Origin of the sequence: Paraburkholderia tropica (assembly GCF_914484835.1) — a bacterium.
GTDB lineage: Bacteria > Pseudomonadota > Gammaproteobacteria > Burkholderiales > Burkholderiaceae > Paraburkholderia > Paraburkholderia tropica_A.
Genome location: NZ_CAJZAR010000044.1, coordinates 144,615 through 171,100 on the forward strand (window position 1 = coordinate 144,615; position 26,486 = coordinate 171,100).

Sequence of the window (26,486 nt, forward strand, 5' to 3'; positions counted from 1 at the left end):
AACGGGATTGCGTTCAACAGTAGGCGAAAATTTCGCGCGGCGGCGCGGACGCGTTCATGCTGCGTCGTCCAGCGTTATTTCGCTTTGCGCGCGGCGCTCACGAGACCGTCGAGCCATTCCTGATGACCGTTGATCATCGGATTGGGACGCGTGTTCGCGAGTTCGGCGGCGGGCTTGCCCTTCTGCGTTTCCTGCGTGAGGATGCGCACGCGGCCGCCCGACAAATCTTCGACGAGCCACGCGTGATGCACATCGAGACGCGTATCGCCCTCGCCCGCCCAGCCGTGCCACGCGACGCGGCCTGGTTCGCCGTTCGCGGGCGGCACATATTCCGTTACCTCGCCTTCGACCGGAAAGCCAAACGTGCGGAAGAAGAAGCGCACGCCGGTTTCGAGTTGCGGACCTTTGCCGTCATAGAAACGGATATCCGACGAGTTCGCGTAATACTCGGGCCAGCGCGGCGCGATGGCGAGCAGCGGCCAGACGTCGGCTGCCGAAATGCCGGCGACGATCATTTCATTCGAGGCGAAGTTTTCCGTGGTGCCCGGCAGATAACCTTCGGGCCAGATGATGGCGTTCATACGTTCGGCCATGGTGTGTGCTCCATTCGATGCGGGATGAAAACGCGCGGACGTTCTTCCGTTCGCGCTGCATGGATGTCATGATCGGCGTTACGATGAAATAACTCCAATTATGAATTCGTATTTCAGTCATCAGTGAATATGATATTTAGAGCACGCTTTGCCGACGCGGCAGGCTGAGCAGAGGGAATTCATCGGATGAAACGGCGGGCGCGAAATTCAATCAGGATGTCGAAACAATTCGATCCGCCCCCACGCTTTGCGCCAAAAGCCTAAACTTGAATCATCGGGCCTAGCCCTTTCCTGCGAGCCGGCGGCGTGCGATCCGCGCCGCGCGGCCGAGCCGATGCGCGTTCATCGCCCAGCGCAGATCGCCGCGCCTTGCGCGCGGCGATCACGTGCGTCTCAACCACGTCGTCCGCTTGCATGGCGGAGCGTGCGCCGCGCATTGCCCGAATTTCGGCTCGTACCCTCGTTTTTTGCGCTGCTGTTAGCGTTGGCGACGCTGTGCGCCGCCGTCTTCGCGCAAACGCCCGCGCGCACGCAACCCGCTGTCGTCGTGATCACGGTGAACGGCGCGATCGGTCCCGCCAGCGCCGATTTCATCGTGCGCACGCTCGAACGCGCCGCACAGCAGCGCGCCCCGCTCGCGATTCTCCAGCTCGACACGCCCGGCGGCCTCGACACCTCGATGCGCCAGATCATCAAGGCGATCCTCGCCTCGCCCGTGCCGGTCGCCGCTTACGTCGCGCCCGGCGGCGCGCGCGCGGCGAGCGCGGGCACCTATATCGTCTATGCGAGCCATATCGCGGCGATGGCGCCGGGCACGAATCTCGGCGCGGCGTCGCCGGTGCAGATCGGCGTCGGCGGCGCGCCGGGTCCGACGGGCGCGCCCGCCTTGCCCGGCGCGGCCAGCGCGGCCTCGGGCGCCTTGCCCACCGACACGGCCTCGACCGAAACCCGCAAGGCGACCCAGGACGCCGCCGCCTATATTCGCGGCCTCGCCCAACTGCGCGGACGCAACGCCGAATGGGGCGAACGCGCCGTGCGCGAAGCCGTGAGCCTCTCGGCGAGTGAAGCGCTCGCGCAGCACGTGATCGACCTGATCGCGCCGAGCGCCGCCGATCTCGCGCGCGTCGCCGACGGCCGCGTCGTCGCAACGGCGGGCGGCATGGTGCGAATCGCGAGCGCGCACGCGCCGCTCGTGAGCTATGCGCCCGACTGGCGCAATCGCTTCCTCTCGATCATCGCCGACCCGAACGTCGCGCTGATTCTGCTGACCATCGGCGTCTACGGCCTGTTCTTCGAGTTCGCGAATCCCGGCTTCGTGCTGCCGGGCGTGGCGGGCGCGATCTGCCTGCTGGTCGGGCTGTTCGCCATGCAGATGCTGCCCGTGAATTACGCGGGGCTCGGCCTCGTGCTGTTCGGGCTCGCGTGTCTCGTCGCCGAAGCGTTCTTGCCGACCTTCGGCGTGTTGGGCTTCGGCGGCATTGTGGCGTTCGCCATCGGCGCGCTGATGCTGATCGACACGGACGTGCCCGGCTACGGCGTGCCCCTGCCGCTGATCGCGGGCCTCGCGCTCGGCGGCGCGGCGCTGGTGGCGCTGATGTCGGGCGTCGCACTGCGCGCGCGGCGGCGGCCCGTGGTGACAGGCGCGGAAGCGATGGTCGGCAGCCGCGGCGAAGTCCTCGACGACGGCCTGCACGCCGACGGCCCAGGCGCAGCGCCAGGCGCCCCGCCCGCGGCGGCGAGCGGCTGGGCGCGCGTGCGCGGCGAGCGCTGGCGCGTGACGTGCGCCATGTCGCTGGCGGCCGGCACGCCCGTGCGCGTGACCGCGCGCAGCGGCCTCACATTGAGCGTCGAACCGCTGCGCGACGCGGGCGCGCCATCGCAAACGCCGATACAAGGAGAATCGACATGATCGGTTACACGTTTGGGTTTTCGAGCCTGCTGGCCGTGCTGGTGGTGCTGCTCGTCATTTCGTCGATCCGCATCTTTCGCGAGTACGAACGCGGCGTGGTGTTCATGCTCGGCCGCTTCTGGAAGGTCAAGGGACCGGGCCTCGTGCTGATCATTCCCGTGGTGCAGCAAGTCGTGCGCATCGATCTGCGCACGGTCGTGTTCGACGTGCCCGCGCAGGACGTGATCACGCGCGACAACGTGTCGGTGAAAGTGAACGCCGTGGTGTATTTCCGCGTCGTGGACCCGGAAAAAGCCGTGATTCAGGTCGCGCGCTTTTTCGAAGCCACGAGTCAGCTCGCGCAGACGACCTTGCGCGCGGTCCTCGGCAAACACGATCTCGACGCGCTGCTGGCCGAACGCGAGCAATTGAACGCCGATATCCAGAAGACGCTCGACGCGCAAACCGACGCGTGGGGCATCAAGGTATCGACCGTCGAAATCAAGCATGTCGATCTCAACGAAACGATGATCCGCGCGATTGCGCGCCAGGCCGAAGCCGAACGCGAACGCCGCGCGAAAGTCATTCACGCCGAAGGCGAATTGCAGGCTTCGGAGAAACTCTTGCTGGCCGCGCAACGGCTCGCGCAACAACCGCAGGCCATGCAATTGCGCTATTTGCAGACGCTCACGACGATTGCCGCCGACAAGAATTCGACCATCGTGTTTCCGTTGCCGGTCGATATTCTGAATGCGGTGATCGACCGCATGGGTCCGCCGCGTTAATGTTGAACGCAGCGGAGCGCGCTTTATTGCATCGCACAGGTTTTATCCGCGCGCGCGTGCGCAAGCATTTCACGCAGAAAGCCCCTGAAAACAGGGGCTGAAATACTGCACCGCAACGAAATGAATTCACGCGCGCGGCGCGTTCGCTAACGCTGGCATGCGCGAGAAATTTCGCCAATAATGCCCCAACACGCCTTTACAGGACGATGGCGATCATGGATTACAGTCCCGAAGCCATCCGCACGATCGCACTGGTCGGCCACGCCGGATGCGGCAAGACCTCGCTTGCCGAAGCGCTCCTGCATCGCGGCGGCGCCGTGCACACACCAGGCAGCGTGAGTCGCGGCACCGCGCTCTGCGATTACGACGCGCTCGAGCGCAAATATCATCACTCGCTCAATTCCACGGTCGCGCATTTTCATCATCAGGACACGCGCGTCTATCTCGTCGATACGCCGGGCTATCCCGACTTCGCGGGGCTTTCGATCGGCGCGCTGCCAGCCGTCGAAACAGCGGCCATCGTCATCAATGCGCGCAACGGCATTGAAATGACCACGGCCCGCATGATGGATTACGCGCAGCGGCGCAAGCTCTGCCGCATGATCGTCGTGAATGGCATCGACGGTGAGAAAGTCGATTTACCCGGTCTGCTCGCGGAGATTCAGGAGCGCTTCGGCAAAAACTGTCTGCCGATCAATCTGCCCGCAAAAGGCGGCAGCGAAGTGGTGGACTGCTTTTTCAATCCGGCCGGCGAGGCCGATTTTTATGCCGTGGACGCGGCGCACAACGCGCTCGTCGATCAGGTGATCGAACTCGATCCCGAACTGATGGAGCTGTATCTCGAACAGGGCGAGGCCATCACGCCCGCGCAGTTGCACGCGCCATTCGAACGCGCGCTGCGCGAAGGCCATCTGGTGCCGGTGTGTTTCACCTCGGCGGCCACGGGCGCGGGCATCGAGCAATTGCTCGACGTCTTCGTGCGCCTGCTGCCCAATGTGACCGAAGGCAATCCGCCGCTTTACTATCGCGAGACGTCGAACGGCAAGACGGAAACCGTCCAGCCCGAGCCCGATGCCGACAAGCACGTGCTCGCGCATGTGTTCAAGATCGTGATGGATCCGTATATCGGCAAGATGGCCGTGTTCCGCATTCATCAGGGCACGGTCGCGCGCGACAGCCAGCTTTATATCGGCGATGGCCGCCAGCCGTTCAAGGTCGCGCATTTGTGGCGCTTGCAAGGCAAGGACCATACCGACGTGCCGCGCGCCGGACCCGGCGATATCTGCGCGGTGGCGAAAGCCGACGGCATCGACTTCGACACCGTGCTGCACGACGCGCCCGAAGACGGCAACGTGCATCTCGTGCCGCTCGAATTCCCCAATCCGATTTACGGCCTCGCCATCGAACCGGCGCGGCGCGGCAACGAACAGCGCCTCTGGGAAGTGCTGCAAAAGCTCGCCGCCGAAGATCCGTGCCTCTCGATCAGCCATCCCACGGGCACCAACGAAACCGTCGTGCGCGGGCTCGGCGAACTGCATCTGCGCTATATGCTCGAACGGCTCACCGAGCAGCACAAACTCGAAGTCATTACGCGGCCGCCCACCATCGCGTGGCGCGAGACCATCGGCGGCAAGGCGGAAGGCCATTGCCGTCACAAGAAACAAACGGGCGGCGCGGGCCAGTTCGGCGAAGTGATGCTGCGCGTGGAGCCGCTGCCGCGCGGCGCGGGTTTCGAGTTCGTCGATGCCGTGAAAGGCGGCGCGATTCCCACGCAATACATTCCCGCCGTGGAAAAAGGCATTCAGCAGGTAATCGACAATGGACCGCTCGCGGGCTTTCCGATGCAGGACGTGCGCGTGACGGTATTCGACGGCAAGAGCCATCCGGTCGATTCGAAGGAAGTGGCGTTCGTGACGGCGGGACGCAAGGCGTTTATCGATGCCGTTTTGAAGGCGCAGCCCATCGTGCTCGAACCGATCGTCGATATCGAGGTGATGACGCCCGAGGCGTCGATGGGCGACATCATCGGCGATCTTTCTTCGCGGCGCGGGCAACTGCACGGCACGCGCACCGTGGGCGGCAATGCGATGGTGATTGCGGGCAAGGTGCCGCTCGCCGAACTCAACGAATATCAATCGCGCCTGAATTCGCTCACCGGCGGCAACGGCAATTACAGCATTCAATTGAGCCATTACGATCCGGTGCCGCCCGCGCAACAGGACAAACTCGCGGCGCAACACAAGAGCCGTGGCGGTAATGAGGAATAACGCGAGGCATCAAGCGAGACATAAAGCGCGGAATGAAATAAGGCAACGGCGCGCTTAAAATTCGGCGGGCAGATTCTCCTGAAGATAAATGGAAATGGGCGTCTGCAAGGGCAGGCCCGATGGCGCGCCGCGATTGTAATGGCCGAGAATCGCCTCGACCGCGCGCACCGCTTCCACGAACGGGCTCTGATCGAGCACAGCATCCATCACGCCTTCGATCAACAAGGCGCGGCTCACCGGCGTGAGTTCGTGGCCGATCAATACCGTCTGCTGTTCGCGCCTGAGCGCCTTCAACGCGCGCGCGATGCCGTCGTCGCCGACCGAAATATTGTAGATGCCGCTCAACTCGGGATATTTGCGGAACGCCTCGCGCGTGAGCCGTTCCGTCGAGCGTTCGTCCTCGCGGCTCTCGACCGTCGCCACCACCTCGCACGCGGGAAAGCGCCGCCGCAGCACGGCGCGAAACGCGCCCTCGCGCTGCTCGTGGCCGAGATAGGTGCGCAGTCCCGCGATCACCATCACCTGCCCGCCATCGCGACCGACGAAGCGCCCCATCAACTCGCCCGCGATGCGCCCTGCCACACGATTGTCGATGCCCACATAAGCGAGCCGGCCGCTGTCGGGCAGATCGCTCGCGACCGTCACCACCGGAATCTTCTTCGCGACCGCCGATACCGCATCCACCACGAGCGGATGCTCGTAGGCCACGACGATCATCGCGTCAGCCTTTTGCGAGGCGCGTGCGATGACGTTTGCGAGCGAGCGCGGTTCGAGGTCGTCGAAGAACGTCACGCTACACAGCACGCGATAAGTCTCGAACGACTTCTGCGCGAGTTCGAATCCTTGCCGAAGCGCCGCGTAATACGGCGAATCGGGCTTCTGCGTGAGGATGGCGATGCGCAGCCAACGCACCGACACTTCATGCAGCGCGCGGTCGAGCTTGAGCTTGCGCGCGGCGTCGAGCACGCCCGCTTCCTTCTCGCGCGACACGCCGCCCCGTCCGTTCAAGACACGCTCGACGGTCGCGTAGCTCACGCCCGCGGCTTTCGCCACATCGTCCATCGTCGGCTTTCGTCTGACGTTCATGCACGCCTCGCAACTGCGGAAAGTGAAATGCGCGAATCGCAATCGCATGCGCCGTGAATTGAGGAAAAGTCCTCAAGATTCCGTTTGAGCGCTGAGATTGCTTCAACTACATTTTATTCGTCATTCGCGAATAGAAGGCGCGCCGATGCACCGGAACAAGCGCCGCGAAGACCGCCGCCGCGCGTACAGGCATGGACGTACGCAAGCGGACCACGACAACTCATTCAGGAGACAGTCAACATGGAGACGACCGGATTCCGTCTGGCCCGGCGCGCGTTCGCCGCGCTCACGGCCGTGGCGCTGGTGAGCGCGTTCGGCGCATTCGGCGCGCGCAGCGCCGCCGCCGAGGAACGCTTCGTGATGGTGAGCCACGGCTCGGATTCGAACGCGTGGTGGAACACCGTGAAAAACGGCATGCGCGACGCGAGCGAGGATTTCAATGTGCCGGTCGATTATCGCAATCCGCCCGGCGGCGATACCGGCGACATGGTGCGCATTCTCGAACAGGCGTCCGCGCGCAATTACGCGGGCGTGATTACCACGGTGCCGAATGTCGAGATGATCAATAAAGGTCTCGCGGGCGTGAAAGCCAAGCATATTCCGCTCATCACGATTAATGGCGGCCCGCAGGACGGCATGAAAGTGGGCGCGATGCTGCACGTGGGGCAGCCCGAATACGAAGCGGGCAAGGCGGCCGGCGAACGCGCGAAGGCCGCGGGCATCCGCAATTTTCTGTGCGTGAATCACGGCGCCGATATTCAGGCGCTCTGGGATCGCTGCAAAGGATTCGCGGATGCGCTCGGCGTCGATTACAAGAAGTCGACGCTCGATAGCGGCGAAGACCCCACGCTCATCGCGAGCAAGGTGGCCGCGTGGCTGCGCGCGCATCCCGACACGCAAGCCATTCTCGCGCTCGGCCCCGATCAGGCGATGGGCGTGCTGCGCGGCGTGAAGGACGCGGGCAGGAGCGGCAAGATCTATGTGGCGACCTTCGATCTCTCGCCCGACATTCTCAAGGCGATCCAGTCGGGCCAGGTGGCCTTCGCGATCGATCAGCAGCCGTATTTGCAGGGTTATCTTTCGGTCGCCGCCATGGCCATCGCCGTGCGCGACAAGACCAGCGATCCCACGCGTATCGTCGCGGCGCTCAAAAGCGACAAGAAGGTCGCCGCGCGGCTCGACAAATACGGACTGAAGCCTGTGTATACCGGCTCGACCGTGAGTTCCGGCCCGAGCTTCGTCACGCGCGACAACCTCGCCGTGGTCCAGCAATACGCCGGTTCGTACCGCTGATGCGCGCACGCTCGATCAAGGGAGCCCATTCATGAATATCGACATGCAGTCCTGGTATCGCGTGGACATCGACCGCAAGGCGCTCAAGGAACTCTCCACGCGCTCCGATGCGCGCGGAATCGTGCAGGCGGGCGGCTTCTTCGCGCTCGTGATCGGCACCGGCGTGCTCGCGTGGTACTCGCTCGGCACGGTCTGGGCCGTGCCCGCCTTCCTGCTCTACGGCACCGTGTTCGCGTTCAGCGAGGCCGCCGCGCACGAACTCGGGCACGGCACCGCCTTCAAGACGCGCTCGCTCAACGAAGCGGTGTACTGGGTGATCTGCTTCATGTCCTGGCGCGAGCAGGTGTATAGCCGCTGGCTGCACGCGAAGCATCACACCTATACGCATTTGACCGCCGCGCCCTACAAGGACCCCGAACTCGCGTTCAAGCGCCCGCTCAGCTATCTGAAACTGGTCACGGATTTTGTGCGCATTTCGCACGGCATTCAGTTTCTCGGCGCGATCGCGCTGCATAGCTTCGGCATCGTCACGCAAGGCGCAAAAGAGGTCGTGCCGGAATCCGAATACAGGAAGATGTGCGCGAATTCGCGTGTGTTGCTGGGCTGTTATGTGGCGGTGTTCGTCTGGGCGATCGCGGCGCATAGCTGGCTGCCGATTCTGTTTCTGTTTGTCGCGCGCGCGTATGGCACGTGGCTGCACGAACTGTGCGCGCTCACGCAGCACACGGGACTCAAGGAGAACGTGCTCGATCACCGCGTATCGAGCCGCACGGTCAGGCTCAATCCGCTCGTGCGCTTTCTCTACTGGAACATGAATTACCACATCGAACATCACATGTTCCCGACCGTGCCGTTTCATGCGCTTCCGCGTTTTCACGAAGCGGTGGCCGCGCAGATGCCGACGCCGTATGCGGGACTGTGGCCCGCCTGGCGCGAAATACTCACGATCTTCGCGAAGCAGCAGCGCGATCCCGAGTATGTGGTGGTGCGCGATCTGCCGAGCGGCAAGCGGGGCGATGCGGTGGCGTGAGGATTGGTGCTAACAGACTTTACACGTTGTTACCCGGTGGCATCGGACGAGCGAACGCGCATTCCTTATACTCCCGCGCATTCGCTCTCCACATTGACATCGGCCGCCTCGCGCGACGCCGATGCGGGAATCACACCATGCCGATGCTCACCACGAAGTCCGCCTTTCTTGCGACGATTGCCGCCGTCACGACGCTCTCCCTGACTGCCTGCGTGGCGCCGGGTTATGGGCCGGGCTACGGCTCCGGTTATTCGGGGCAATATGCCCAGCCCGCCTACGCGCAACCGGCCTATGCGCAACCGGCGACCGTGCAGCAGCCCGTCTATGCACCGCCGCCGCCGCCCGCGCCTGTCTACGACACGCAGAACGGCGGGCAATATGGCAATCAATACAACACCCCGTCCGCCGCGCAATATGGCGCACAGTACGGCACGATCACGAATGTGCGTCCGGTCAGCAGCGCGTCGCCGGTGTCGGGCGTGGCGGGCACGGTGGTGGGCGCGGTACTCGGCGGCGTGATCGGCAATCAGTTCGGACGCGGTCACGGCCGCGACGCGGCGACCGTGATCGGCGCGCTCGGCGGCGCGGTCGCGGGCAATCAGATCGGCCAGCAGATGGGCGCGCAAAACACCTCGTATCAGATCGACGTGCAGGTAAGCGACGGTTCGATGCGCGCGTTCAATGTGCCGACGCCCGGCGATCTGCGTCCGGGCGACCGCGTGCAGATCAACGGCAGCCAGCTTTCGCGGTATTGATCGCGGCGGGATGTGAATGGGCCGATAAAAGGCGGCGCGTGAATCGCGTCGTCTTTTTTCATTTCATTAATCTGGATGCCGAATTAATTCGGGCGACACACTCAACGCACGACGTTGAATATCGAACGACCGTGATATCGTGCGCGCCGCTCGCCTGCTCGACCATGTCGGGTGCGTGAGTCGATTACCGTGCGGCGGGCGATATTCCGGTTTTTGGGTGGGTTGCGGGGCTGACCGTTAGTAGCATTTCAGAGTAAAAACGCGATTGCCCTACTTTCCCGTCGTCTGCACGAAACTCCGCGCCAACTGCTTCCACAGGTGATCCGCAGCAGGCGACAGCCGCCGCCCCACGCGCGTCATCATCTGGCTGCCGAAACCCGCCGCGATCGGATGATCGATCGGCACCGCCACCAGTTCGCCAAGCTCGATGCCGCGCCGCGCCGTAATCGACGACATGAACGCCACGCCCAGCCCGCCCGCCGCGAGCGTCTGCGCCGTGTTGAACAGATCCACGCGATAGGCGGGAATCACGTTCAGGCGCACGTCCTCGAATAGCGACTGCACGATCTGCTGCACGCCAAACGCCTCGCGCATGAAAATCAGGCGCTCCTGCGCCAGCGCTTCGGGCGGCACCTTCGCCATGCGCGCGAAACGGTGCGTGGGCGCGACCACGGCGCACAACGGTTTCGACGCGAAGGTATGAATGCGCAGCGCGGGATCGTCCGCGGTGCGCGTGCACAAGCCGATATCGACCACGTCGTCGCGCACCAGCGAGAGCACCACGGGCGTCGGCCCCGAACGGATCTCGACGAGAATGTCCGGGTACGTCATCGAAAATCGCTGCAACGCGCGCGCGATCAGATTGCCGATGAAGCCCTCGCCCACACCAAGCGCCACGCGTCCGCGCCGCAATTGCCGGTATTCCTCCAGGCGCGCGGCGAGATCGCGCTGACGCCGCTGACTGTCGCGGTAATGATCGATCAGCACCTGGCCGATCTCGGTCACGACCACGTTGCGTCCGCGCCGCTCGATCAGCGGAAACCGCAGCCGCCGCTCCAGCGCCGCCACCTGACGGCTGATCACCGAGGGATTCACACCGAGCGTTTCGGCGGCCATGCGCACGCCGCCGCTCGCGGCGATTTCGGCCAGATAACGCAGCGTGCGCTCGCCGATTTCGTCGATCCAGCGTTCTGCCAGCGGCTCCGCTCCGCCTTCCGTTGGATTCATTTTTTATTCCTTTCGCTAATCTTTCTTGAATCTTTCGCGAATATTTCGACAACAATTCGCACCCCATGAGCCTGCACTGCCCCGGGAACACCGCGCGAATCGTTGACTTCAAGGCAACATTTTCGACGCGTTTCAGTCATCGGTCGAGTTTTTCGTCGATGCAATACTCGGGCTTGAACATTGCAATTTGAAATCTGCAATTTGCAATACGCGATCCGCACTACGTATTCCGCATTCCGCACAACAAGGAGGAGCCCCACGTCATGAGCGACAGCCGTTATTGCCAGATCGAAGACCTGGCCGATGCCCGCGCGCAACTCGACGAAATTCGTCATCACATTCACCAGCATCCCGAGCTGTCGTACGAAGAAGCCGATACGGCGCGCTTCGTCGCCGACAAGCTGCAATCGTGGGGCTACGAGGTGACGCGCAACGTGGGCGGCCACGGCGTGGTGGCCGCGCTCAAGGTGGGCACGAGCACGCGCACGGTGGGCGTGCGCGCCGACATGGACGCGCTGCCGATCCACGAGCAGACCGGTCTCGACTACGCCAGCATCCACGACGGCAAGATGCACGCGTGCGGTCACGACGGCCACACCACGGTCCTGCTCGGCGCGGCGCAGCAACTCGCGAAGACGCGCAATTTCGACGGCACCGTGCATCTGATCTTCCAGCCCGCCGAGGAAGCCGGTTCGGACAGCGGCGCCGTGCGCATGCTCGCCGACGGCCTGTTCGAGCGCTTCCCCTGCGATGCGATCTTCGGCCTGCACAATCATCCGGGCGTCGCGGTGGGCACGTTCGGCTTTCGCTCGGGCGCGCTGATGGCCGCCTGCGATACGGTGAAGGTGCGCGTGAACGGCCGCGGCGGCCACGCGGCGCGTCCGCATCTGGCCGTCGATCCCGTGGTGGTCGGCAGCAGCATCGTGATGGCGCTGCAATCGGTGGTCGCGCGCAATGTCGATCCGAATGAAGCGGCGGTGATCACGGTCGGCTCGTTCCATTCGGGCCACGCGGCCAACGTGATTCCCGAAAGCGCCGTGCTCGAAATGAGCGTGCGTTCGTTCTCGCCGACCGTGCGCGAAACGCTCGAAGCGCGCATTCGCGCGGTGGTGAATGCGCAAGCGGAATCGTATGGCGCGACCGCGGAAATCGACTTTATCCGCGGCTATCCGGTGCTCGTGAACAGCGAAGCCGAAACCGCGTTCGCGCGCGAAGTCGCCGAAGAACTGGTCGGCCCCGAGCGCGTGATCGCGCCGTTTCCGCCCATCGCTGGCAGCGAGGATTTCGCCTACTACCTGCAACAACGGCCCGGCTGTTTCGTGCGCCTCGGCAACGGCGAAGGCCAGCCGATGCTGCACAACCCGCGCTACGACTTCAACGATGACAACCTCACGATCGGCGCCGCGTTCTGGACGCGTCTCGTCGAACGTTTTCTCGCCAAGGCCCCCGCATGAGCGTCAGCACGTCCACCCTTTCCGCGCACGAGGCCGATGCGCCGCCGATGACGCCCGGCCAGCAGCGCAAGATCGTGCTCGCGGCGGTGATCGGCAATCTGCTCGAATTCTTCGACTTCACGGTCTATAGCTATTTCGCGCTCACGATCGGCCATCAGTTCTTTCCCGCCGACGATCCGATCACTTCGTCGCTGCTCGCGTTCGCGGTGTTCGCCGTGGGTTTCGTGATGCGTCCGCTCGGCGGCATCGTGCTCGGCCGCTACGCCGACCGCGCGGGCCGCAAACCCGCACTCACGCTCACGATCCTGCTGATGGCGATCGGCTCCGCGTCGATCGGCCTCGCGCCCACGTACGCGCAGATCGGTCTCGCCGCGCCGGTGCTGATCGTGGCCGCGCGTCTGTTGCAGGGCTTCGCGCAAGGCGGCGAATTCGGCGCGGCCACGGCGACGCTGCTCGAAATGGGCGGCACCGCCAGCCGCGGTTTTCGCGCCAGCTGGCAGCTCGCGAGCCAGGGCGCGGCGGCGCTGCTCGGCTCGGGCCTCGCGGCGAGCCTCGGCTTTCTGCTCTCCGCCGACACGATGCATAGCTGGGGCTGGCGCATTCCGTTCCTCTGCGGCACGCTGATCGCGCCCGTGGGCATCTATCTGCGCCGCCATATCCGCGAGGAGCCGCCCGCACCGAAAGCCGTGGCCGATCGCGACGATCCGAAGCGCGGCCTCTACGTGCGCAACTGGTTCCTCACGATCTTCTCGATCATGGGCATGTCGGTGTCGACGTACGTGATGATGTATTACATGCCGACCTACTGCATCCAGTACCTGGGACTACCGAGCAAGATGTCGATGCTCGCGGGCGTGGCGTCGAGCACGATCTCGCTCGTGATGTGCCCGATCTACGGCGCGTGGTCCGACCGCATGGGCCGCCGCAAGCCGCTCACGATCATCGGCCGCGTGGCGCTGATCGTGCTGCTCTATCCGGCGTTCTGGATCATGACGCACTATCCCACGCTGCCCGTCGTGCTCGCCGCGCTGATCGTGCTGATGCTCTGCTACACGATGGGCAGCGCGCCCGCCTATGCGCTGATGCCGGAGAATTTCCCCAAGCATCTGCGCGCGGGTTATATGTCGAGTGCGTACGCGATTGCGGTCTCGGCGTTCGGTGGCACGGCGCAGCTCGTGGCGGGCTGGCTGATCCGCGAAACGGGCAGCAAGATGGCGCCCGCGTGGTACATGATCGGCTGCGTGGTGATTTCGCTGATCGCCGTATCGATGTTCGAAGAAACCGGCAACAAGGCGCTCGATTAAGCGCGAGGTTTGCGGGCGGCGCGCGGCGTCGCCCCGCTGCCCTTGCGCGTGTCGGCCTTCGCCGCCTCGCGCTCCACTTGCGCGTATTCGCGGATCGTCTCCACGAGCGCGCGCAAACCCGCCGGCGCATGCCGCCTGCCCGGATAGTACAGACACAATCCGTCGAGCGGCGGCAACCAGCCCTCCAGCACGCGCACCAGCGTGCCCTTGGCCAGATCCTCGGCCACGTTCCATTCGGTCAGATACGCGAGCCCCAGCCCGGCGCGCGCGGCGCGCAGGATCAGGTCGGCGTCGTCGAGCGTGATGGCGCCTTCGCTGTCGATCCGCACACTCTCGCCGCGCCGCTCGAATTCCCACTGATAAATCGTGCCGCTCGGCATGCGCGCGCGAACGCAGCGGTGCGATCGCAGATCCATCGGCACACGCGGTTTTCCGTGGCGCGCAAAATACTCCGGATTCCCAACCACAGTAAAACGCTGCTGGTCGCCGAACGGCACCGCCACCATGTCTTGCGGCACGGTTTCGGCCAGGCGGATGCCCGCGTCGAAACCGTCCACGACGATATCGACGAGCCGCCCTTCGGTCACCACGTCGAGCTTCATCTCGGGATAGCGCCGCAGGAATTCGACCAACACGGGCATCACCTGCTTCGCCGCGCCCAGTGACGTATTGATGCGCAGCGTGCCCGACGGCGTGTCGCGAAAGCTGCCCGCCTGCTCGATGGCCTCGCGGATGGTCGAGAGCGCGGGCGTGACGCTGTCCACGAACAGCGCGCCCGCTTCGGACAGTCCCACGCTGCGCGTGGTGCGGTTGAACAGCCGCACGCCGATACGCGCCTCCAGCGCCGCCACCGCGTGGCTCAGCGCCGACGTGGATACGTCCAGCTCGTTGGCCGCCGCGCGAAAGCTGCGGTGGCGCGCCACCGCGAGCACGGCTTCGAGTTCGCCCAGTCCCGATGTCTTCATTATCCCAAATCGCTCAATGACTCGTCCTCGATTGTACGGCTAGTCGAATCAATCGCGCCGCACTATCGTGTGCAGGTCGCCACGTTTTCGGGAGCCACCATGCAGGTCATCGACACCATCTATATCGACGGCGCCTTCGTCACGCCGCACGGCAGCGAACGGTTTGAACTCTTCAATCCGGCCACCGAACAGGTGATCGGCCATGTGCGTCTCGCCGATGCCGAGGACGCGCGCGCCGCCGTCGCCGCCGCGAAGCGCGCCTTTCCGGCCTTCTCGCGCACGCCGCAACACGAGCGCGTCGCCATGCTGCGCCGCCTGCACGCGGCCGTGGCCGCGCGCGAGGACGCGCTGTTCGACGCCATCGTCGAGGAATACGGCGCGCCGGTTTCGCGCGGGCGCTGGATGGCGCAGCACGCCTCGAACGTGCTGCGCGATGCCGCCGACGTGCTCGAACAGTACACGTTCACGCGCCGCGCGGGCACCGCCCAGGTGACGATGCAGCCGCTCGGCGTGGCCGGGCTCATCACGCCCTGGAACAGCAACGCGGGCTTCATCTGCGGCAAGCTCGCCGCTGCGCTCGCGGCCGGTTGCACAGCCGTGATCAAGCCCAGCGAGATGAGCGCGATACAGACGCGCATCGTGACCGAGGCGCTGCACGAAGCCGGGCTGCCGCCGGGCGTGTTCAACATCGTCACGGGCCGTGGCGACACCGTGGGCGCGGCGATCAGCGCGCATCCCGACGTCGCCAAGCTCTCGTTCACGGGGTCGACGGCCGTCGGGAAATCGATCCTGCGTACCGGTGCGGAGACGCTCAAGCGCGTGACGCTCGAACTCGGCGGCAAGTCGCCGACGATCGTGCTCGACGACGCCGATTTCGACCTCGCCGTGCCGCTCGCGCTGCAAGCGGGCTTCATGAACAGCGGCCAGGCCTGCATCGCGGGCACGCGCATTCTGGTGCCGCAAGCGCGTCTCGCCGAATTCGAGGCGAAGATCGTCGAGGCCGTCGCCGGGATTCAATCGGGCGATCCGCGCGACCCGCGCACGAGCATCGGCCCGATGGTCAGCCGCAAGCAATGGGAGCGCGTGCAGCGCTACATCCGCGTGGGGATCGACGAAGGCGCGCGCCTGCTCGCGGGCGGCGAGGGGCGGCCGGACGGCGCGCCCACGGGCTGGTTCGTGCGCCCGACCGTGTTCAGCGGCGTAACGAATGCGATGACGATCGCGCGCGAGGAAATCTTCGGGCCGGTGCTCGCGATCATCGCGTACCGCGATACCGATCACGCGATCGAGATCGCCAACGACACGCCGTACGGTCTGCAAGCCTATGTCTGTTCCGCCGATACGGCGCGCGCGAACGCGGTGGCTGCGCGCATCGAGGCGGGGCGCGTGCTCGTCAACACGCTCGCGCACGAACCGGCCGCGCCGTTCGGCGGCTTCAAGCAGTCGGGCATCGGGCGCGAATATGGCGTGGCCGGACTGGAGGCGTTTCTCGAAGCGAAGGCCGTGATCGCGGCTTGAGTCCCAGTTAGTGGGCGTGCCGGGCGCTAGCGCAAATACGGCGCGAGCGTCCCGGACGCCTCCGCGAACCGCGCTTCGAGAAAGTCGAGCAAGGCGCGCACGCGCGGCGCCATATACGGCGTGCGCTGAAACAGCGCGTGCACCGGCACGTCGGGGCAGCGCCACTCCGGCAGCAGCACGCGCAGCCGCCCCGCCTCCAGATCGGCGCCGATATCCCAGATCGATTTCATCACCACGCCGCGCCCTTCCACCGCCCATTCGCGCGCGAGCGAGCCGTCGTTGGTCTGGCGCGAGCAGTCGAGCGGCGCGCTGAACAGCGCCGTCTCGGCGCCGCGCGCGAAACGCCAGTTATTGGCCACGCCCGCCGCCGACGCGAGCAGGATGAAGTCGAGTTCGCCGAGTTCGTCCGGGTGCGAAGGCGGGCGGCGCGCCTCCAGATACGCGGGCGAGGCGCATAGCACGCGCCGGTTGTCGGCGAGCCGCTTGGCGACCATCGAACTGTCGGTGGGCACGCCGAAGCGGATCGCGAGATCGATATCGTCCTGCAACAGATGCGAAAGCGAATCGGACAGCACGAGCGTGAGCGTCACGTTCGGATGCTGCTCGTTGAACGCGTCGAGCCAGCGGCGCAGCACCGTGCGCCCGAAATCCGAGGTCGCCGACACGCGCAGCGTGCCGCTCACCGAAGCGCGTCCGGCCTGCAGCGCCGCGCGCGCGTCGTCGAGCGTTTGCAGCGCGTGCTGGCAATGCGCGAGATACAGGCGGCCTTCGTCGGTGAGGCGCAGCTTGCGCGTCGAGCGCTCGAACAACTGCGTATGCAGCGCGCCCTCCAGCTTCACCAGCCGCGCGCTCGCCGCCGCGGGCGACAGCCCCAGCTTGCGGCCCGCCGCCGAAAGGCTGCCTTGCCCCGCCGCTTCGACGAAAAGGCGAATATCTCCGAGATTGTCCATGATCGCGCGCCGCGCAAAGGGTTAGGGTGACTGCCAACCCGAGATGGTACGTGAGATGTGCAATACGGACACATAATGGCGAACCTGACCGGGCCCGCAAGCGCGCCACATAACGCGCGCCGTATGAAAAAAGTGCCATCGAATCTCCCTTTTGTATAGGGACGCGCGCGGGCGGCTCAAATATTCTCTCTCCATCGAAGCGCAGCGGTCCCATTCCAGGAGACGAGTGTTGGCAAATAAGGTGCGGCTCAAAATTGCAATTGGCGAACACCCGCATACGGCGGCAATCCGCAATCGCGCCATTCCCATCGAAGGCGTGGACGCCGAATTCGTCACGGTCCAGCCCCAGATTGGCGCATTCCGGCGCATGGTGCGCGATGTCGAATTCGACGTCTGCGAACTCGCGCCCACGACCTATATCATCGCCCGCGCGCATGGCGCGCCGTTCGTCGGCCTGCCGATCTTCGTCACGCGGCGCTTTCATCACGGCGGCCTGCTTGTGCGTCCCGAAGCCGGCATCCGGCATCCGAGAGACCTCGAAGGCCGCAAGGTCGGCGTGCGCGCCTATTCGGTGACCACCGGCGTGTGGACGCGTCAGGTGCTGATCGACGAATTCGGTCTCGATGCGTCGAAAGTCACCTGGGTGGTCGACGACGAAGAACACGTGACGCAATTGAAGCTGCCGTCGAACGTCGAGCACGCGCCCAAGGGCAGTTCGCTCGCGGACATGATGGCGAGCGGCGAACTCGCGGCGGGCTTCGCGGGCGCGGCGGGCATCGGCCGAACCGGCGCGCCCACAGGCGGCTGGAAAGAAGTCGAAGCCGATTATCCCGATCTGCTGCCGAACGCGGCCGCGATCGAAAAGGAGTATTACGCGCGTACCGGCATCTATCCGATGCACGGCACCATCGTCGTGAAAGACGCGATTCTCGCCGAGCATCCGTGGATCGCGCGCTCGCTCGACGACGCCTTCACGCAAGCCAAACGTGAATGGCTCGCGCGTCTGAACGCGGGCGAGGCAAGCAGCGCCGGCGACAGAAAATACCTGGAACTCCGTAGCATTGTCGGCGCCGACCCGCTGCCCTACGGCATCGAAGCGAACCGCAAGACCATCGAAGCGCTCGAAGCCACCGCGTTCAAGCAGAGGCTTACGCCGCGCCGGCTCGCGCTGAACGAACTCTTCGTCGATCCGCAGGCACGCTAAGCGCTTCGCCCGACCGCCAGACAGACACGACAACGCGTACACACTCCAGGACGCTCATGCCCGGCTCAATCGTTGATATTCACCCGCACATCATTTCCGATGACGAAGGTCGTTATCCGCCCGCGCCGCTGTTCGGCAAGCGCTCGGACTGGTCGAAGGAACGCCCGACGACCGTCGAAACGCTGATCGCCGCGATGGACGCGGCGGGCGTCGGCAAGGCGGCCGTGGTGCATTCGTCCACCACCTACGGTTTCGACAACCGCTATGTGGCGGAGAGTTGCGCGCGTTATCCGGGACGGCTTGTCGCCGTGGGTTCCGTCGACGTGCTGCAACCGGACGCGCCGCAACGCATTCAGGAATGGATCGATCAGGGTCTCGAAGGCCTGCGCCTTTTCACCGGAGGCAGCACCAAGGAATTCGACCCGAGCGAACTCGACGATCCGCGCGCCTTTCCCGCATGGGAAATGTGCGCCGAACTCGGCCTGCCGATGTGCATTCAGACCGGGCCCGTCGGCATTCCGCAGATCCGCGCGCTGGCACAACGCTTTCCGGGCGTGCCGATCGTGCTCGATCATCTGGCGCGCCCCGATGTCACCGACGGCCAGCCCTACGCGAAATCGCAAAGCCTGTTCGAACTCGCGGAATACGAAAACATCTTTCTGAAGCTCACGCCGCGCATTTTCGGCGACGTCAAGAAAGCGCCCGCCAGCGCCGAAACGTTTTTCCCACGCGTGGTCGAGGCCTTTGGCGCGCAACGCATGGCGTGGGGATCGAATTTTCCGACTTCGAGCGGCACCTTGCAGGACATTCTCGCCACCGCGCAAACCGGGCTGCAATGTCTGAACGCCGCGGACCGCGCGTGGATTTTCGGCAAGACGGCGCTCAAACTGTATCCGGCGCTGAATAGCATCAACCATGTAACAACCGGGCATTAACCGGGAATCAACGAAGAAATAACCGAGGCAAGAAGAAAGCACATGGAGACGAGCAAAACCGAACGATCGGGCATCGTGAGCAATTGGGCCGTACTCGCCCTGCTCGCGATCGGCGTATTGACGTCCTTTGTCGATCGCACCAGCATTTCCAGCGTGCTCGCGGACAGCACGTTTATCCGCCACTTCGCACTCAGCAATGTCGACCGTGGCTGGATCAATTCCGCATTCTTCTGGTCGTATGGGCTCTTTCAGGTGCCGATGGGCTGGGTCGCGGACCGCTACGGCGTGAAATGGCCCTACGCGATCTGCTTCGCGCTCTGGTGCCTCGCGACCGCGCTGATGGGCGCCGTCACCACGCTGGCCGGTCTCGTTGTCATGCGCCTGCTCGTGGGTATTGCGGAAGCGATTGTGATTCCCGCGAGCTATCGCTGGATCCGCAATAACTTCCACGAAAGCCAGAGCGGTCTCGCCGTCGGCATTCTCGCGATGGGCAATAAATTCGGCCCCGCCATCGGCGCGCCGGTCGCCGCGTGGTTCATCGTCAACTACTCGTGGAAGGCCATGTTCCTCGCCACGGGTCTCGTGGGTCTGCTGTGGCTCGTGCCCTGGCTGCTGATGGTGCGCAACGACCTGCCCACGCGCGACACGCTGCGCAAGGCCGATCGCAGCGCCCGCACCGTGAGCCTCGCGAGCATTCTGTCGAGTCCCGTGGTCTGGGGCGGCATGATCACCAACTTCTGCTACGGCTATTTCACGTTCTTCTGCATGACGTGGATGCCCGCGTATCTCGTCGAGCAACGCGGTTTGTCGATTGGCCGCTCGGGCATTTTCACGTTCTTCAGCTTCGCGGGCATCGCCATCGTCGCCGCCATCGCGGGCTGGGCCGCCGACCGCATCATCGCGCGCGGCGCCAATGCGATCGTGGTGCGCAAGGCGTTCATCATCGCGGGCTTCGTGGGCGGCTGCACGGTGCTGCTCGGTGTGTTTGCTCACTCGCTCGGCGTGGCGCTGTTCTGGAACGTGCTCTCGCTTTCGCTGCTCGGCTTGACGACCGCAAACAATCTCGTGCTCTCGCGCCTCACCCTGATTCCGAAGCAGACCGTGGGCCTCGTGACCGGCGTGCAGCAGGTCGCTACGAGCCTCGCGGGCGGTGTGGCGGCGAGCCTGTCGGGCTGGCTGCTGCATGTCGGCAAGAGCTACGACCTGCCGATGATGGTGATCTTCGTCTTCCTGCTGGTAGGCGCGGCCGCCACGGCGATTCTCTATCGTCCCGACTGGGCGCCGAAGGCGAACGAACCGCAGTGCGAACTGCGCGAAGCATAAAGCACGGACTCCGAATCAATCCGGCGGCACTCGCCGCCTCTACTTTCGTGGCCGCGGCCCTGACCGTGGCGACCGTTTGAACACTGGAAACAACTGATATGGCGAAAATCGTATTCGGGATGGCAGTACCGCATAGCGGCATGCTCGGCCAGGCACCGGAAGACTGGCTCAAGAACGGCGAGCGCGACCGCAATAATCCTGAGCTGTGGTTCCGCAACCGCACGTGGACCTATCCCGAACTGGAAGCGCACCGCGAAGCGGCATTCGCGCCGTTCCTCACGCTGGAGGAGCGCACGGCGCGCGCCGCGCGTTGCCGCGTCGCGCTCGACAAGATGGCGGCCGCTTACCGCGAAGCCAAGATCGATGTGGCGATCATTCTCGGCAAGGACCAGAAGGAAATTTTCACCGACTTCTCCCCTTCCATCGCGATCTATAGCGGTGCGGAAGTCCACAACGGCCCGCCGCAACGCCCCGTCTACGCGCCCGACCGCCATGTCACGCACGCGTGCCATCCCGAACTGGCCGCGTACCTGATCAACCACTTCCAGACGGAAGGCTTCGATCTCACCGATCTGTTCGCGTGGCCCGACAACGTCTGGATGAAGCCGCTGCCCGAATATCCGGTCGCGCCGCACGCGTATAGCTTCGTCTATCACCAGATCATGGACGACAATCCGCCGCCGCACGTGCCGATCATCATGAACTGCTTCTATCCGCCGACGCAGCCTTCGATGTCGCGCTGCATCGAATTCGGCCGCGTGCTGCGCGATGCGATCACGGCCTGGCCCGCCGACGTGCGCGTGGGCATTTTCGCCTCGGGCGGCCTCTCGCATTTCGTCAACGACGAAGAATTCGATCATCGCATCATGAAGATGCTGGCGACGTACGACTACGACGGCCTCGCCGCCGTGGACGACCGCTCGTATCAATCCGGCACGTCGGAAATCAAGCTCTACGTGAGCGTGATGAAGGCGGTCGAAGAAACCGGCGCGGAAATGACGCTGGTCGATTACGTGCCCTGCTGGCGCACGCCTGCGGGCACCGGCGAAGGCATGGGCTTCATGTACTGGAAAGCGGACGAATAACGCAGCATTCGCAAGCAGAGAGGCAGAGCGATGAGCAACACCCGCATTAACGGCATGATCCGCGCATTTGAATCGGGCAAGGCGGCGTACGCCGCTTTCTCGAAGCTCGACAAGCAGAGCGCGATCGAAATGAGCGATGCGCCTTATGACGGCGTCGTGTTCGAAATGGAGCACAACCCGTACGACGTGGCCGCATTCGGCGATGCGCTGCAATACATGCTCAGCCGCAAGCAGATTGCCGAAAGCGGCTCGGTCGCGCCGCGCGTGACGCCCATCGCGCGTATTCCGGCGAATGGCGCGGAGATGAACCAGAGCTTCGCCAAACAGGTGCTGGATCGCGGCGCTTATGGTGTGATCTGGCCGCACGTCGCGACGGTCGAGCAGGCCTATAACGCTGTCGCTTCGTGCCGCTATGCGCGTCCCAAACACGCGCCGCTGTATGAGCCGAAAGGCGTGCGCGGCGACGGCCCCGCCAACGCGGCGCGTTATTGGGGTTTGTCGATGCCGGAGTATTACGAGGTGGCCGATGTCTGGCCGCTCGCACCGCACGGCGAAATTCTCGTGGGCCTGATGTGTGAAAGCACGCAGGCCATCGAAAACCTCGACGACATTCTGGCGAATGTGCCCGGCATCGGGCTGATTCTGATCGGCGAAGGCGATCTGAGCCAGGAACTCGGTTTCCCGCGTCAATACGAACATCCCGAAGTGCTCGACGCGATGCGGCAGATCGTCGAGACCTGCAAGAAGCACAATGTCGTGGTCGGCCATCCCCACGTCACCGCGAAAAATCATCAACGGCTCATTCAGGAAGGTTATCGCTTCCTGATGTCGGCGCCGTCGCGCACCTATGGCGTCGTCGGTGCCGCGCGCGAAATGGCCGGGTATTGAGCCGCTTTTGATCGGCTATTGAGCCGCCTTCCGCACTAATCAGACGCTGCGAACCGCATTTTCAATGCGGTTCTCTTTTCGTGTTGGTTAGTCATCCGAATCGAACAAGTCGAGGTCGATCGAACAGTTTCAGCACCGGCCATCCAGCCCGGTAGCGTGCAATAAATAAAATCAACGTGGAGACAACAATGAAGCGAATGCTAGTCGTGGCATCCGGCGTGGCGTCGGCCTGCCTCATCCAGACTGCCCAGGCGCAATCGTCCGTCACGCTTTATGGCGTGATCGACAATGGCATCGAATATCAGAACGGCGGCGCGGGCAAGGTCGTGCGCGCCACGTCGGGCGGTCTGTTCGCGAGCCGCTATGGCTTCAAAGGCACCGAGGATATCGGCGGCGGTGTACACGTCAATTTCCAGCTCGAACAAGGCTTTTCCGCCATGACCGGCGCGGCCGCCAATTCGGCCGCCGCCTTCAATCGCCAGGCGTGGGTCGGTCTGTCGGGTTCGTTCGGCGAAGTGCGTTTCGGCCTGCAAAACACGCCGCAATATATTTTCCTGAATCGCGAACTCGACCCGGTTGCCGTCATGAGCATGGGTTCGCCGATGCTCAACTTCAACTCGCTGACCATCCGCGTCAACAACGCGATCTCCTACTTCACGCCGACGGTCTATGGGCTGACCGCGCAATTCATGGTCGCGATGCGCGATTCCACCACCAAGCCGAGCAACGGCCTGCAGTTCTACAACGCCGCCGTGCGTTACGAAAACGGGCCGTTCCGGGTGGCGGCAGGCTATGAGGAAGCCGACAACGCCGCGGGCACTTCCACGCTGAAGGTGTTCAACGCGGGCGCATCGGTGGGCGCGGGACCGGCGCGCTTCTATCTCGCCTATCACACCGAGCATCAGACCGATAACAGCATCAAGCGCGACGTGTATGAGGCCTCGGGATCGTGGAGTTTCGGTCCGGCCGACCAGCTTGCGCTGATGTACGGCTACGAGCACGACCGCACCGGGAACGGCAACAATGCGCAGCAGATCGGCATGACCTACGAGCACTATTTGTCGAAGCGCACGACGCTCTACGCATCGGCGGGCTTTATCGAAAACCGCAACAAGGCGGCCTTCACGCTCAACGGCACGTCCTACGCGGGCGTCACGGTGGCGCCGGGGTCGAATACGCGCGGCGTCATTGTCGGCATGGTCCATACGTTCTGACGCACATCTCGAACCGGCGCCGGAAAGTTCCGCGCGCCGGTATCGGGGTATATCGCAGGTCGCCACGAAAGACGGCCTATGACAGAATAGGACGAGTTTCACGGTCCCTTTTTAAAGGGGTAAATCGAGCAAGTCGCACGCGGACCCGGCCAGAAGGTACAGCGTTACGGCGAAATAACCATCGCAATGGCGGCCGCACGCACGGCCGTCCAGGAGACTTCATGGCCCACGGCGCAACGATCAGCAAGCCCACGCACAGAGCGGCCGGCGAAAACCGTTTGAGCACGGTCCCGAAGGTTCGCCTGTACGTCGAGCCTGCCGAGGAGGAAAACTGGTTCGTGCATGTCGGCCACGTGACAGAACGCGGCCGCTGGCGCACCGCGCCGCACGCGCATCCCGCCTATGGACAACTCATTTTCGTGCGCAACGGCCGCGGCGTGATGAATCTCGAAGGACGCAGCGTGCCGTTCGAAGGGCCGTGCGCCCTGCTGGTGCCGACCGAATGCATACACGGGCTCGACTACGAGATCGACGTGGATCGCTGGGTCGTCACGGTGGAAGTGTCGTATCTCACTCAGGTCAATGCGCGGCTGCGCGAGTTCGTCGCGCTGTGGTCCACGCCGCGCATGGTGCCGTTTGCCTATCACGCCGAGGCGGCCAACGAGGTCTACGCCCTCATTCAGCGCCTGAAACAAGAGGTGGAATCCGATGCTGTCGGGCAGGTCACCGGCACCGAAGCGTTGCTGACGATGCTGCTGCTGACGCTGGTTCGCGAGGCCCAGCTCGACCAACCCGGCAACGACGCCGTGGCGCGCAACGACGTGCGTCTGGTGGAGCGTTTTCGCAAACTGATCGACGAACATTACCGCGATAATCTGCCGCTCCAGCAATATGCGTCGATGCTCGCGGTATCGCTCGTGCAATTGCGCGCCGCCTGCGCGTCCGCCGCTGAAAAAAGCCCGACGAAGATGATTCACGCGCGCATTATCACCGAGGCCAAGCGCGAGCTGATTTTCGGTGATATGTCGGTGGAACAGATTGCGTTCATGCTAGGTTTCGCCGACGCCGCCTATTTCACGCGTTTCTTTCGCCGGGAAGTGGGCCAGGCGCCCAGCCAGTTCCGCAGCGAAGCACGCCGATAGCACATCGACATCGCATCGAAAGCACGTTGAAAATGCGTCGAAAGCGTATCAATCGCGCATCGACGCCGTTTCCTGCCGTTTCCTGCCATTACCGATCGCCAGCGCGCGCACGCACGCAATCATTGCCGGCAGTGCTCGCGCGATTTTCCATCGCCCTTCCCCGTATCTTCCCTGGTTCGATTGAAAAGTGCTGGCGAATCCCGAATTTGTGCAGGGACCCAAACTTGTGCAGCGAATACGCTTTTCGCGTTTCAACGATTCCCTCACTTTTCAATCAGGTCATTCGAATATGGCGCCATTCGTAACGCAAGCAAACCTGGCAAAGCGCGCGGCCCTGGTCGGCCTCACCGCGTGCGTGTTCTCCGCCTGTGCCGCCACTGCGGCGGCCGATTCCCATACGGAATACGTCTACGTGGGCACGCTGCATCAGCAGATTAATGCGCTGCGCTTCGACGCGGCCACCGGCAAGTTCGTCGACGTCGGCACCGTCGCACAAGGATTGAAGTCCACCTGGGTCGCCTCGCATCCGCACCTGCCGGTGCTCTATGCCGTGAACGACGACCGCGACAAGGAAGGCAGCGTGACGGCTTACGCCGTGAATCGCGACACCGGCTCGCTCGAACGCATCAACGACGTGCTCACCGGCGGCCGCGGCACGACCTTCCTGCACTTCGATGCGCCCTCATCGACCTTGCTCGGCGCGAACTACAACAGCGGCTCCGTATCGAGCCTCGCCGTCAATCGCGACGGCAGCGTAGGCGCGCTCGAATCGACGATTGCGGAAAAAGGCTCCGGCCCGAGCCCGCGTCAGACCGATGCGCACGCGCACGGCGTCACCATCGACCCTTCGGGACGCTACGCGCTCGTGCCCGATCTCGGCGCCGACCGCGTGTTTATTTACGGCTTCGATCGCGCCACGCACGCACTGACGCAACTCGATGAAGGCGCGCCGCGCGCGTTCGTCATGCCGGCGGGCAGCGGTCCGCGCCGCGTCGTTTTCGGAACGACGGGACAGTACGCCTATGTGCTGACCGAATTGAGCGCGGAATTGCAGGTGTTGCGCTGGGACGCCGCCGCCGCGCAACTCACACCCGTGCAAACGCTGCCCATCAGCCGCCCGGGATTCGAGGGCGTCAAGAGCGGCGCGGAAATGGCCATGAGCCGCGACGGCCGCTTCATCTATGTCGAAGACCGCGGCGAAAATGCGCTCGTTGTCTATAGCGTGGACGGCGCCAGCGGGCAGCTCACCGAATTGCAACGCACGCCCTCGGGCGGCGACAAGCCGTGGGGATTCGCCATTGATCCGTCGGGCAAGTGGCTGTTCGTCGCGAATCAGCGCAGCGGCAACGTGAGCCTGTTTCGTATCGACCCGAAGGACGGCACGATTGCGGATAGCGAGCAATCAATTTCCATTCCCGCGCCCACCAGCATTGCATTCGTGAAATAACCGCGCGCTTTAAACTTACTTTGCCTTTCCTCGGCGCATTAATCGCGCCGAAAAATGCCGGAGAATGATCATATAGTACAGGGACTGGTCCATTTTATTTTTCTACTATCCAGATAGCAGTCAAGAAATTCGA

22 protein-coding genes are annotated in these 26,486 nt (G+C 63.9%); 17 read left to right on the forward strand and 5 right to left on the reverse strand.

Annotation, left to right across the window (positions count from 1 at the left end):
* Positions 1-74 precede the first annotated feature (74 nt).
* A complete protein-coding gene (locus tag LDO54_RS14115; RefSeq protein WP_224011262.1) occupies positions 75-593 on the reverse strand; it encodes an SRPBCC domain-containing protein in 519 nt (172 codons plus the stop codon).
* Positions 594-927: 334 nt separating this feature from the next.
* Here LDO54_RS14115 and LDO54_RS14120 point away from each other — a divergent pair, with 334 nt between their 5' ends.
* From LDO54_RS14120 to fusA, 3 genes are all read left to right on the forward strand, one after another.
* On the forward strand, positions 928-2,502 hold the full coding sequence (locus tag LDO54_RS14120) for an NfeD family protein (protein WP_224011264.1): 1,575 nt from the start codon (positions 928-930) through the stop codon (positions 2,500-2,502).
* Positions 2,499-3,266 (forward strand): slipin family protein, encoded by a 768-nt coding sequence (locus LDO54_RS14125; RefSeq protein WP_224011266.1) that lies wholly within the window; start codon positions 2,499-2,501, stop codon positions 3,264-3,266. The genes LDO54_RS14120 and LDO54_RS14125 overlap by 4 nt, the downstream gene beginning before the upstream one ends.
* A gap of 215 nt (positions 3,267-3,481) precedes the next feature.
* Positions 3,482-5,533 carry an elongation factor G gene (fusA, locus tag LDO54_RS14130; protein WP_224011268.1) on the forward strand — a complete coding sequence of 684 codons (2,052 nt, stop codon included), beginning with the start codon at positions 3,482-3,484 and terminating at the stop codon, positions 5,531-5,533.
* Between the two features lie 54 nt (positions 5,534-5,587).
* Here fusA and LDO54_RS14135 read toward each other — a convergent pair whose 3' ends face one another.
* Positions 5,588-6,619: a LacI family DNA-binding transcriptional regulator gene (locus LDO54_RS14135; protein ID WP_224011270.1), complete on the reverse strand. Its 1,032-nt coding sequence runs from the start codon at positions 6,617-6,619 to the stop codon at positions 5,588-5,590.
* Positions 6,620-6,859: 240 nt separating this feature from the next.
* Here LDO54_RS14135 and LDO54_RS14140 point away from each other — a divergent pair, with 240 nt between their 5' ends.
* From LDO54_RS14140 to LDO54_RS14150, 3 genes are all read left to right on the forward strand, one after another.
* Positions 6,860-7,912: a sugar ABC transporter substrate-binding protein gene (locus tag LDO54_RS14140; protein WP_224011272.1), complete on the forward strand. Its 1,053-nt coding sequence runs from the start codon at positions 6,860-6,862 to the stop codon at positions 7,910-7,912.
* A 31-nt stretch (positions 7,913-7,943) separates the two neighbouring features.
* A complete protein-coding gene (locus LDO54_RS14145; protein WP_224011274.1) occupies positions 7,944-8,942 on the forward strand; it encodes a fatty acid desaturase in 999 nt (332 codons plus the stop codon).
* 143 nt (positions 8,943-9,085) lie between these two features.
* Complete coding sequence (locus tag LDO54_RS14150) at positions 9,086-9,697, forward strand: glycine zipper 2TM domain-containing protein (RefSeq protein WP_224011345.1); 612 nt, start codon at positions 9,086-9,088, stop codon at positions 9,695-9,697.
* 270 nt (positions 9,698-9,967) lie between these two features.
* On the opposite strand, the gene LDO54_RS14155 is transcribed toward LDO54_RS14150, so the two are convergent.
* Positions 9,968-10,924, reverse strand: coding sequence for a LysR family transcriptional regulator (locus LDO54_RS14155; protein WP_224011276.1), 957 nt, complete (start codon positions 10,922-10,924; stop codon positions 9,968-9,970).
* Positions 10,925-11,187: 263 nt separating this feature from the next.
* On the opposite strand from LDO54_RS14155, the gene LDO54_RS14160 reads away from it, so the two are divergent.
* Positions 11,188-12,378 carry a M20 aminoacylase family protein gene (locus LDO54_RS14160; RefSeq protein WP_224011278.1) on the forward strand — a complete coding sequence of 397 codons (1,191 nt, stop codon included), beginning with the start codon at positions 11,188-11,190 and terminating at the stop codon, positions 12,376-12,378.
* Positions 12,375-13,682, forward strand: a complete 1,308-nt coding sequence (locus tag LDO54_RS14165) for an MFS transporter (RefSeq protein WP_224011280.1) — start codon at positions 12,375-12,377, stop codon at positions 13,680-13,682. Before LDO54_RS14160 ends, LDO54_RS14165 begins: the two co-directional genes overlap by 4 nt.
* Here the strand turns inward: LDO54_RS14165 and LDO54_RS14170 are convergent.
* Positions 13,679-14,647, reverse strand: a complete 969-nt coding sequence (locus tag LDO54_RS14170) for a LysR family transcriptional regulator (protein WP_224011288.1) — start codon at positions 14,645-14,647, stop codon at positions 13,679-13,681. The genes LDO54_RS14165 and LDO54_RS14170 overlap by 4 nt on opposite strands.
* A 99-nt stretch (positions 14,648-14,746) precedes the next feature.
* Here LDO54_RS14170 and LDO54_RS14175 point away from each other — a divergent pair, with 99 nt between their 5' ends.
* Positions 14,747-16,165: an aldehyde dehydrogenase family protein gene (locus LDO54_RS14175; protein ID WP_224011290.1), complete on the forward strand. Its 1,419-nt coding sequence runs from the start codon at positions 14,747-14,749 to the stop codon at positions 16,163-16,165.
* Between the two features lie 26 nt (positions 16,166-16,191).
* On the opposite strand, the gene LDO54_RS14180 is transcribed toward LDO54_RS14175, so the two are convergent.
* Entirely contained in the window at positions 16,192-17,115 is a 924-nt protein-coding gene (locus tag LDO54_RS14180; protein ID WP_224011292.1) for a LysR family transcriptional regulator, read from the reverse strand.
* A gap of 229 nt (positions 17,116-17,344) precedes the next feature.
* Between LDO54_RS14180 and LDO54_RS14185 the strand changes: the two genes are divergently transcribed.
* The 8 genes from LDO54_RS14185 to LDO54_RS14220 all read left to right on the forward strand — a co-directional run bounded on the left by LDO54_RS14185 (position 17,345) and on the right by LDO54_RS14220 (position 26,353).
* Positions 17,345-18,319 (forward strand): PhnD/SsuA/transferrin family substrate-binding protein, encoded by a 975-nt coding sequence (locus LDO54_RS14185; protein ID WP_224011294.1) that lies wholly within the window; start codon positions 17,345-17,347, stop codon positions 18,317-18,319.
* A 56-nt stretch (positions 18,320-18,375) separates the two neighbouring features.
* A complete protein-coding gene (locus LDO54_RS14190; RefSeq protein WP_224011297.1) occupies positions 18,376-19,254 on the forward strand; it encodes an amidohydrolase family protein in 879 nt (292 codons plus the stop codon).
* A 42-nt stretch (positions 19,255-19,296) separates the two neighbouring features.
* Positions 19,297-20,577 carry an MFS transporter gene (locus tag LDO54_RS14195; protein ID WP_224011298.1) on the forward strand — a complete coding sequence of 427 codons (1,281 nt, stop codon included), beginning with the start codon at positions 19,297-19,299 and terminating at the stop codon, positions 20,575-20,577.
* 98 nt (positions 20,578-20,675) lie between these two features.
* Positions 20,676-21,662: a protocatechuate 3,4-dioxygenase gene (locus LDO54_RS14200; protein ID WP_224011300.1), complete on the forward strand. Its 987-nt coding sequence runs from the start codon at positions 20,676-20,678 to the stop codon at positions 21,660-21,662.
* Positions 21,663-21,692: 30 nt separating this feature from the next.
* On the forward strand, positions 21,693-22,550 hold the full coding sequence (locus LDO54_RS14205; protein WP_224011302.1) for an HpcH/HpaI aldolase family protein: 858 nt from the start codon (positions 21,693-21,695) through the stop codon (positions 22,548-22,550).
* A gap of 188 nt (positions 22,551-22,738) precedes the next feature.
* The gene (locus LDO54_RS14210; protein ID WP_224011304.1) at positions 22,739-23,764 is read left to right on the forward strand and encodes a porin; all 1,026 of its coding nucleotides are present in this window, start codon (positions 22,739-22,741) and stop codon (positions 23,762-23,764) included.
* A gap of 221 nt (positions 23,765-23,985) precedes the next feature.
* On the forward strand, positions 23,986-24,906 hold the full coding sequence (locus LDO54_RS14215) for a helix-turn-helix domain-containing protein (RefSeq protein WP_224011306.1): 921 nt from the start codon (positions 23,986-23,988) through the stop codon (positions 24,904-24,906).
* Between the two features lie 289 nt (positions 24,907-25,195).
* A complete protein-coding gene (locus LDO54_RS14220; protein WP_224011308.1) occupies positions 25,196-26,353 on the forward strand; it encodes a lactonase family protein in 1,158 nt (385 codons plus the stop codon).
* Positions 26,354-26,486: the final 133 nt, after the last annotated feature.

Excerpts from the sequence above, each read along its gene's own strand:
- LDO54_RS14115 (WP_224011262.1), bottom strand. The coding sequence starts at position 593 with ATGGCCGAACGTATGAACGCCATCATCTGGCCCGAAGGTTATCTGCCG.
- LDO54_RS14120 (WP_224011264.1), top strand. The coding sequence starts at position 928 with ATGCGCGTTCATCGCCCAGCGCAGATCGCCGCGCCTTGCGCGCGGCGA.
- LDO54_RS14125 (WP_224011266.1), top strand. The coding sequence starts at position 2,499 with ATGATCGGTTACACGTTTGGGTTTTCGAGCCTGCTGGCCGTGCTGGTG.
- fusA (WP_224011268.1), top strand. The coding sequence starts at position 3,482 with ATGGATTACAGTCCCGAAGCCATCCGCACGATCGCACTGGTCGGCCAC.
- LDO54_RS14135 (WP_224011270.1), bottom strand. The coding sequence starts at position 6,619 with ATGAACGTCAGACGAAAGCCGACGATGGACGATGTGGCGAAAGCCGCG.
- LDO54_RS14140 (WP_224011272.1), top strand. The coding sequence starts at position 6,860 with ATGGAGACGACCGGATTCCGTCTGGCCCGGCGCGCGTTCGCCGCGCTC.
- LDO54_RS14145 (WP_224011274.1), top strand. The coding sequence starts at position 7,944 with ATGAATATCGACATGCAGTCCTGGTATCGCGTGGACATCGACCGCAAG.
- LDO54_RS14150 (WP_224011345.1), top strand. The coding sequence starts at position 9,086 with ATGCTCACCACGAAGTCCGCCTTTCTTGCGACGATTGCCGCCGTCACG.
- LDO54_RS14155 (WP_224011276.1), bottom strand. The coding sequence starts at position 10,924 with ATGAATCCAACGGAAGGCGGAGCGGAGCCGCTGGCAGAACGCTGGATC.
- LDO54_RS14160 (WP_224011278.1), top strand. The coding sequence starts at position 11,188 with ATGAGCGACAGCCGTTATTGCCAGATCGAAGACCTGGCCGATGCCCGC.
- LDO54_RS14165 (WP_224011280.1), top strand. The coding sequence starts at position 12,375 with ATGAGCGTCAGCACGTCCACCCTTTCCGCGCACGAGGCCGATGCGCCG.
- LDO54_RS14170 (WP_224011288.1), bottom strand. The coding sequence starts at position 14,647 with ATGAAGACATCGGGACTGGGCGAACTCGAAGCCGTGCTCGCGGTGGCG.
- LDO54_RS14175 (WP_224011290.1), top strand. The coding sequence starts at position 14,747 with ATGCAGGTCATCGACACCATCTATATCGACGGCGCCTTCGTCACGCCG.
- LDO54_RS14180 (WP_224011292.1), bottom strand. The coding sequence starts at position 17,115 with ATGGACAATCTCGGAGATATTCGCCTTTTCGTCGAAGCGGCGGGGCAA.
- LDO54_RS14190 (WP_224011297.1), top strand. The coding sequence starts at position 18,376 with ATGCCCGGCTCAATCGTTGATATTCACCCGCACATCATTTCCGATGAC.
- LDO54_RS14195 (WP_224011298.1), top strand. The coding sequence starts at position 19,297 with ATGGAGACGAGCAAAACCGAACGATCGGGCATCGTGAGCAATTGGGCC.
- LDO54_RS14200 (WP_224011300.1), top strand. The coding sequence starts at position 20,676 with ATGGCGAAAATCGTATTCGGGATGGCAGTACCGCATAGCGGCATGCTC.
- LDO54_RS14205 (WP_224011302.1), top strand. The coding sequence starts at position 21,693 with ATGAGCAACACCCGCATTAACGGCATGATCCGCGCATTTGAATCGGGC.
- LDO54_RS14210 (WP_224011304.1), top strand. The coding sequence starts at position 22,739 with ATGAAGCGAATGCTAGTCGTGGCATCCGGCGTGGCGTCGGCCTGCCTC.
- LDO54_RS14215 (WP_224011306.1), top strand. The coding sequence starts at position 23,986 with ATGGCCCACGGCGCAACGATCAGCAAGCCCACGCACAGAGCGGCCGGC.
- LDO54_RS14220 (WP_224011308.1), top strand. The coding sequence starts at position 25,196 with ATGGCGCCATTCGTAACGCAAGCAAACCTGGCAAAGCGCGCGGCCCTG.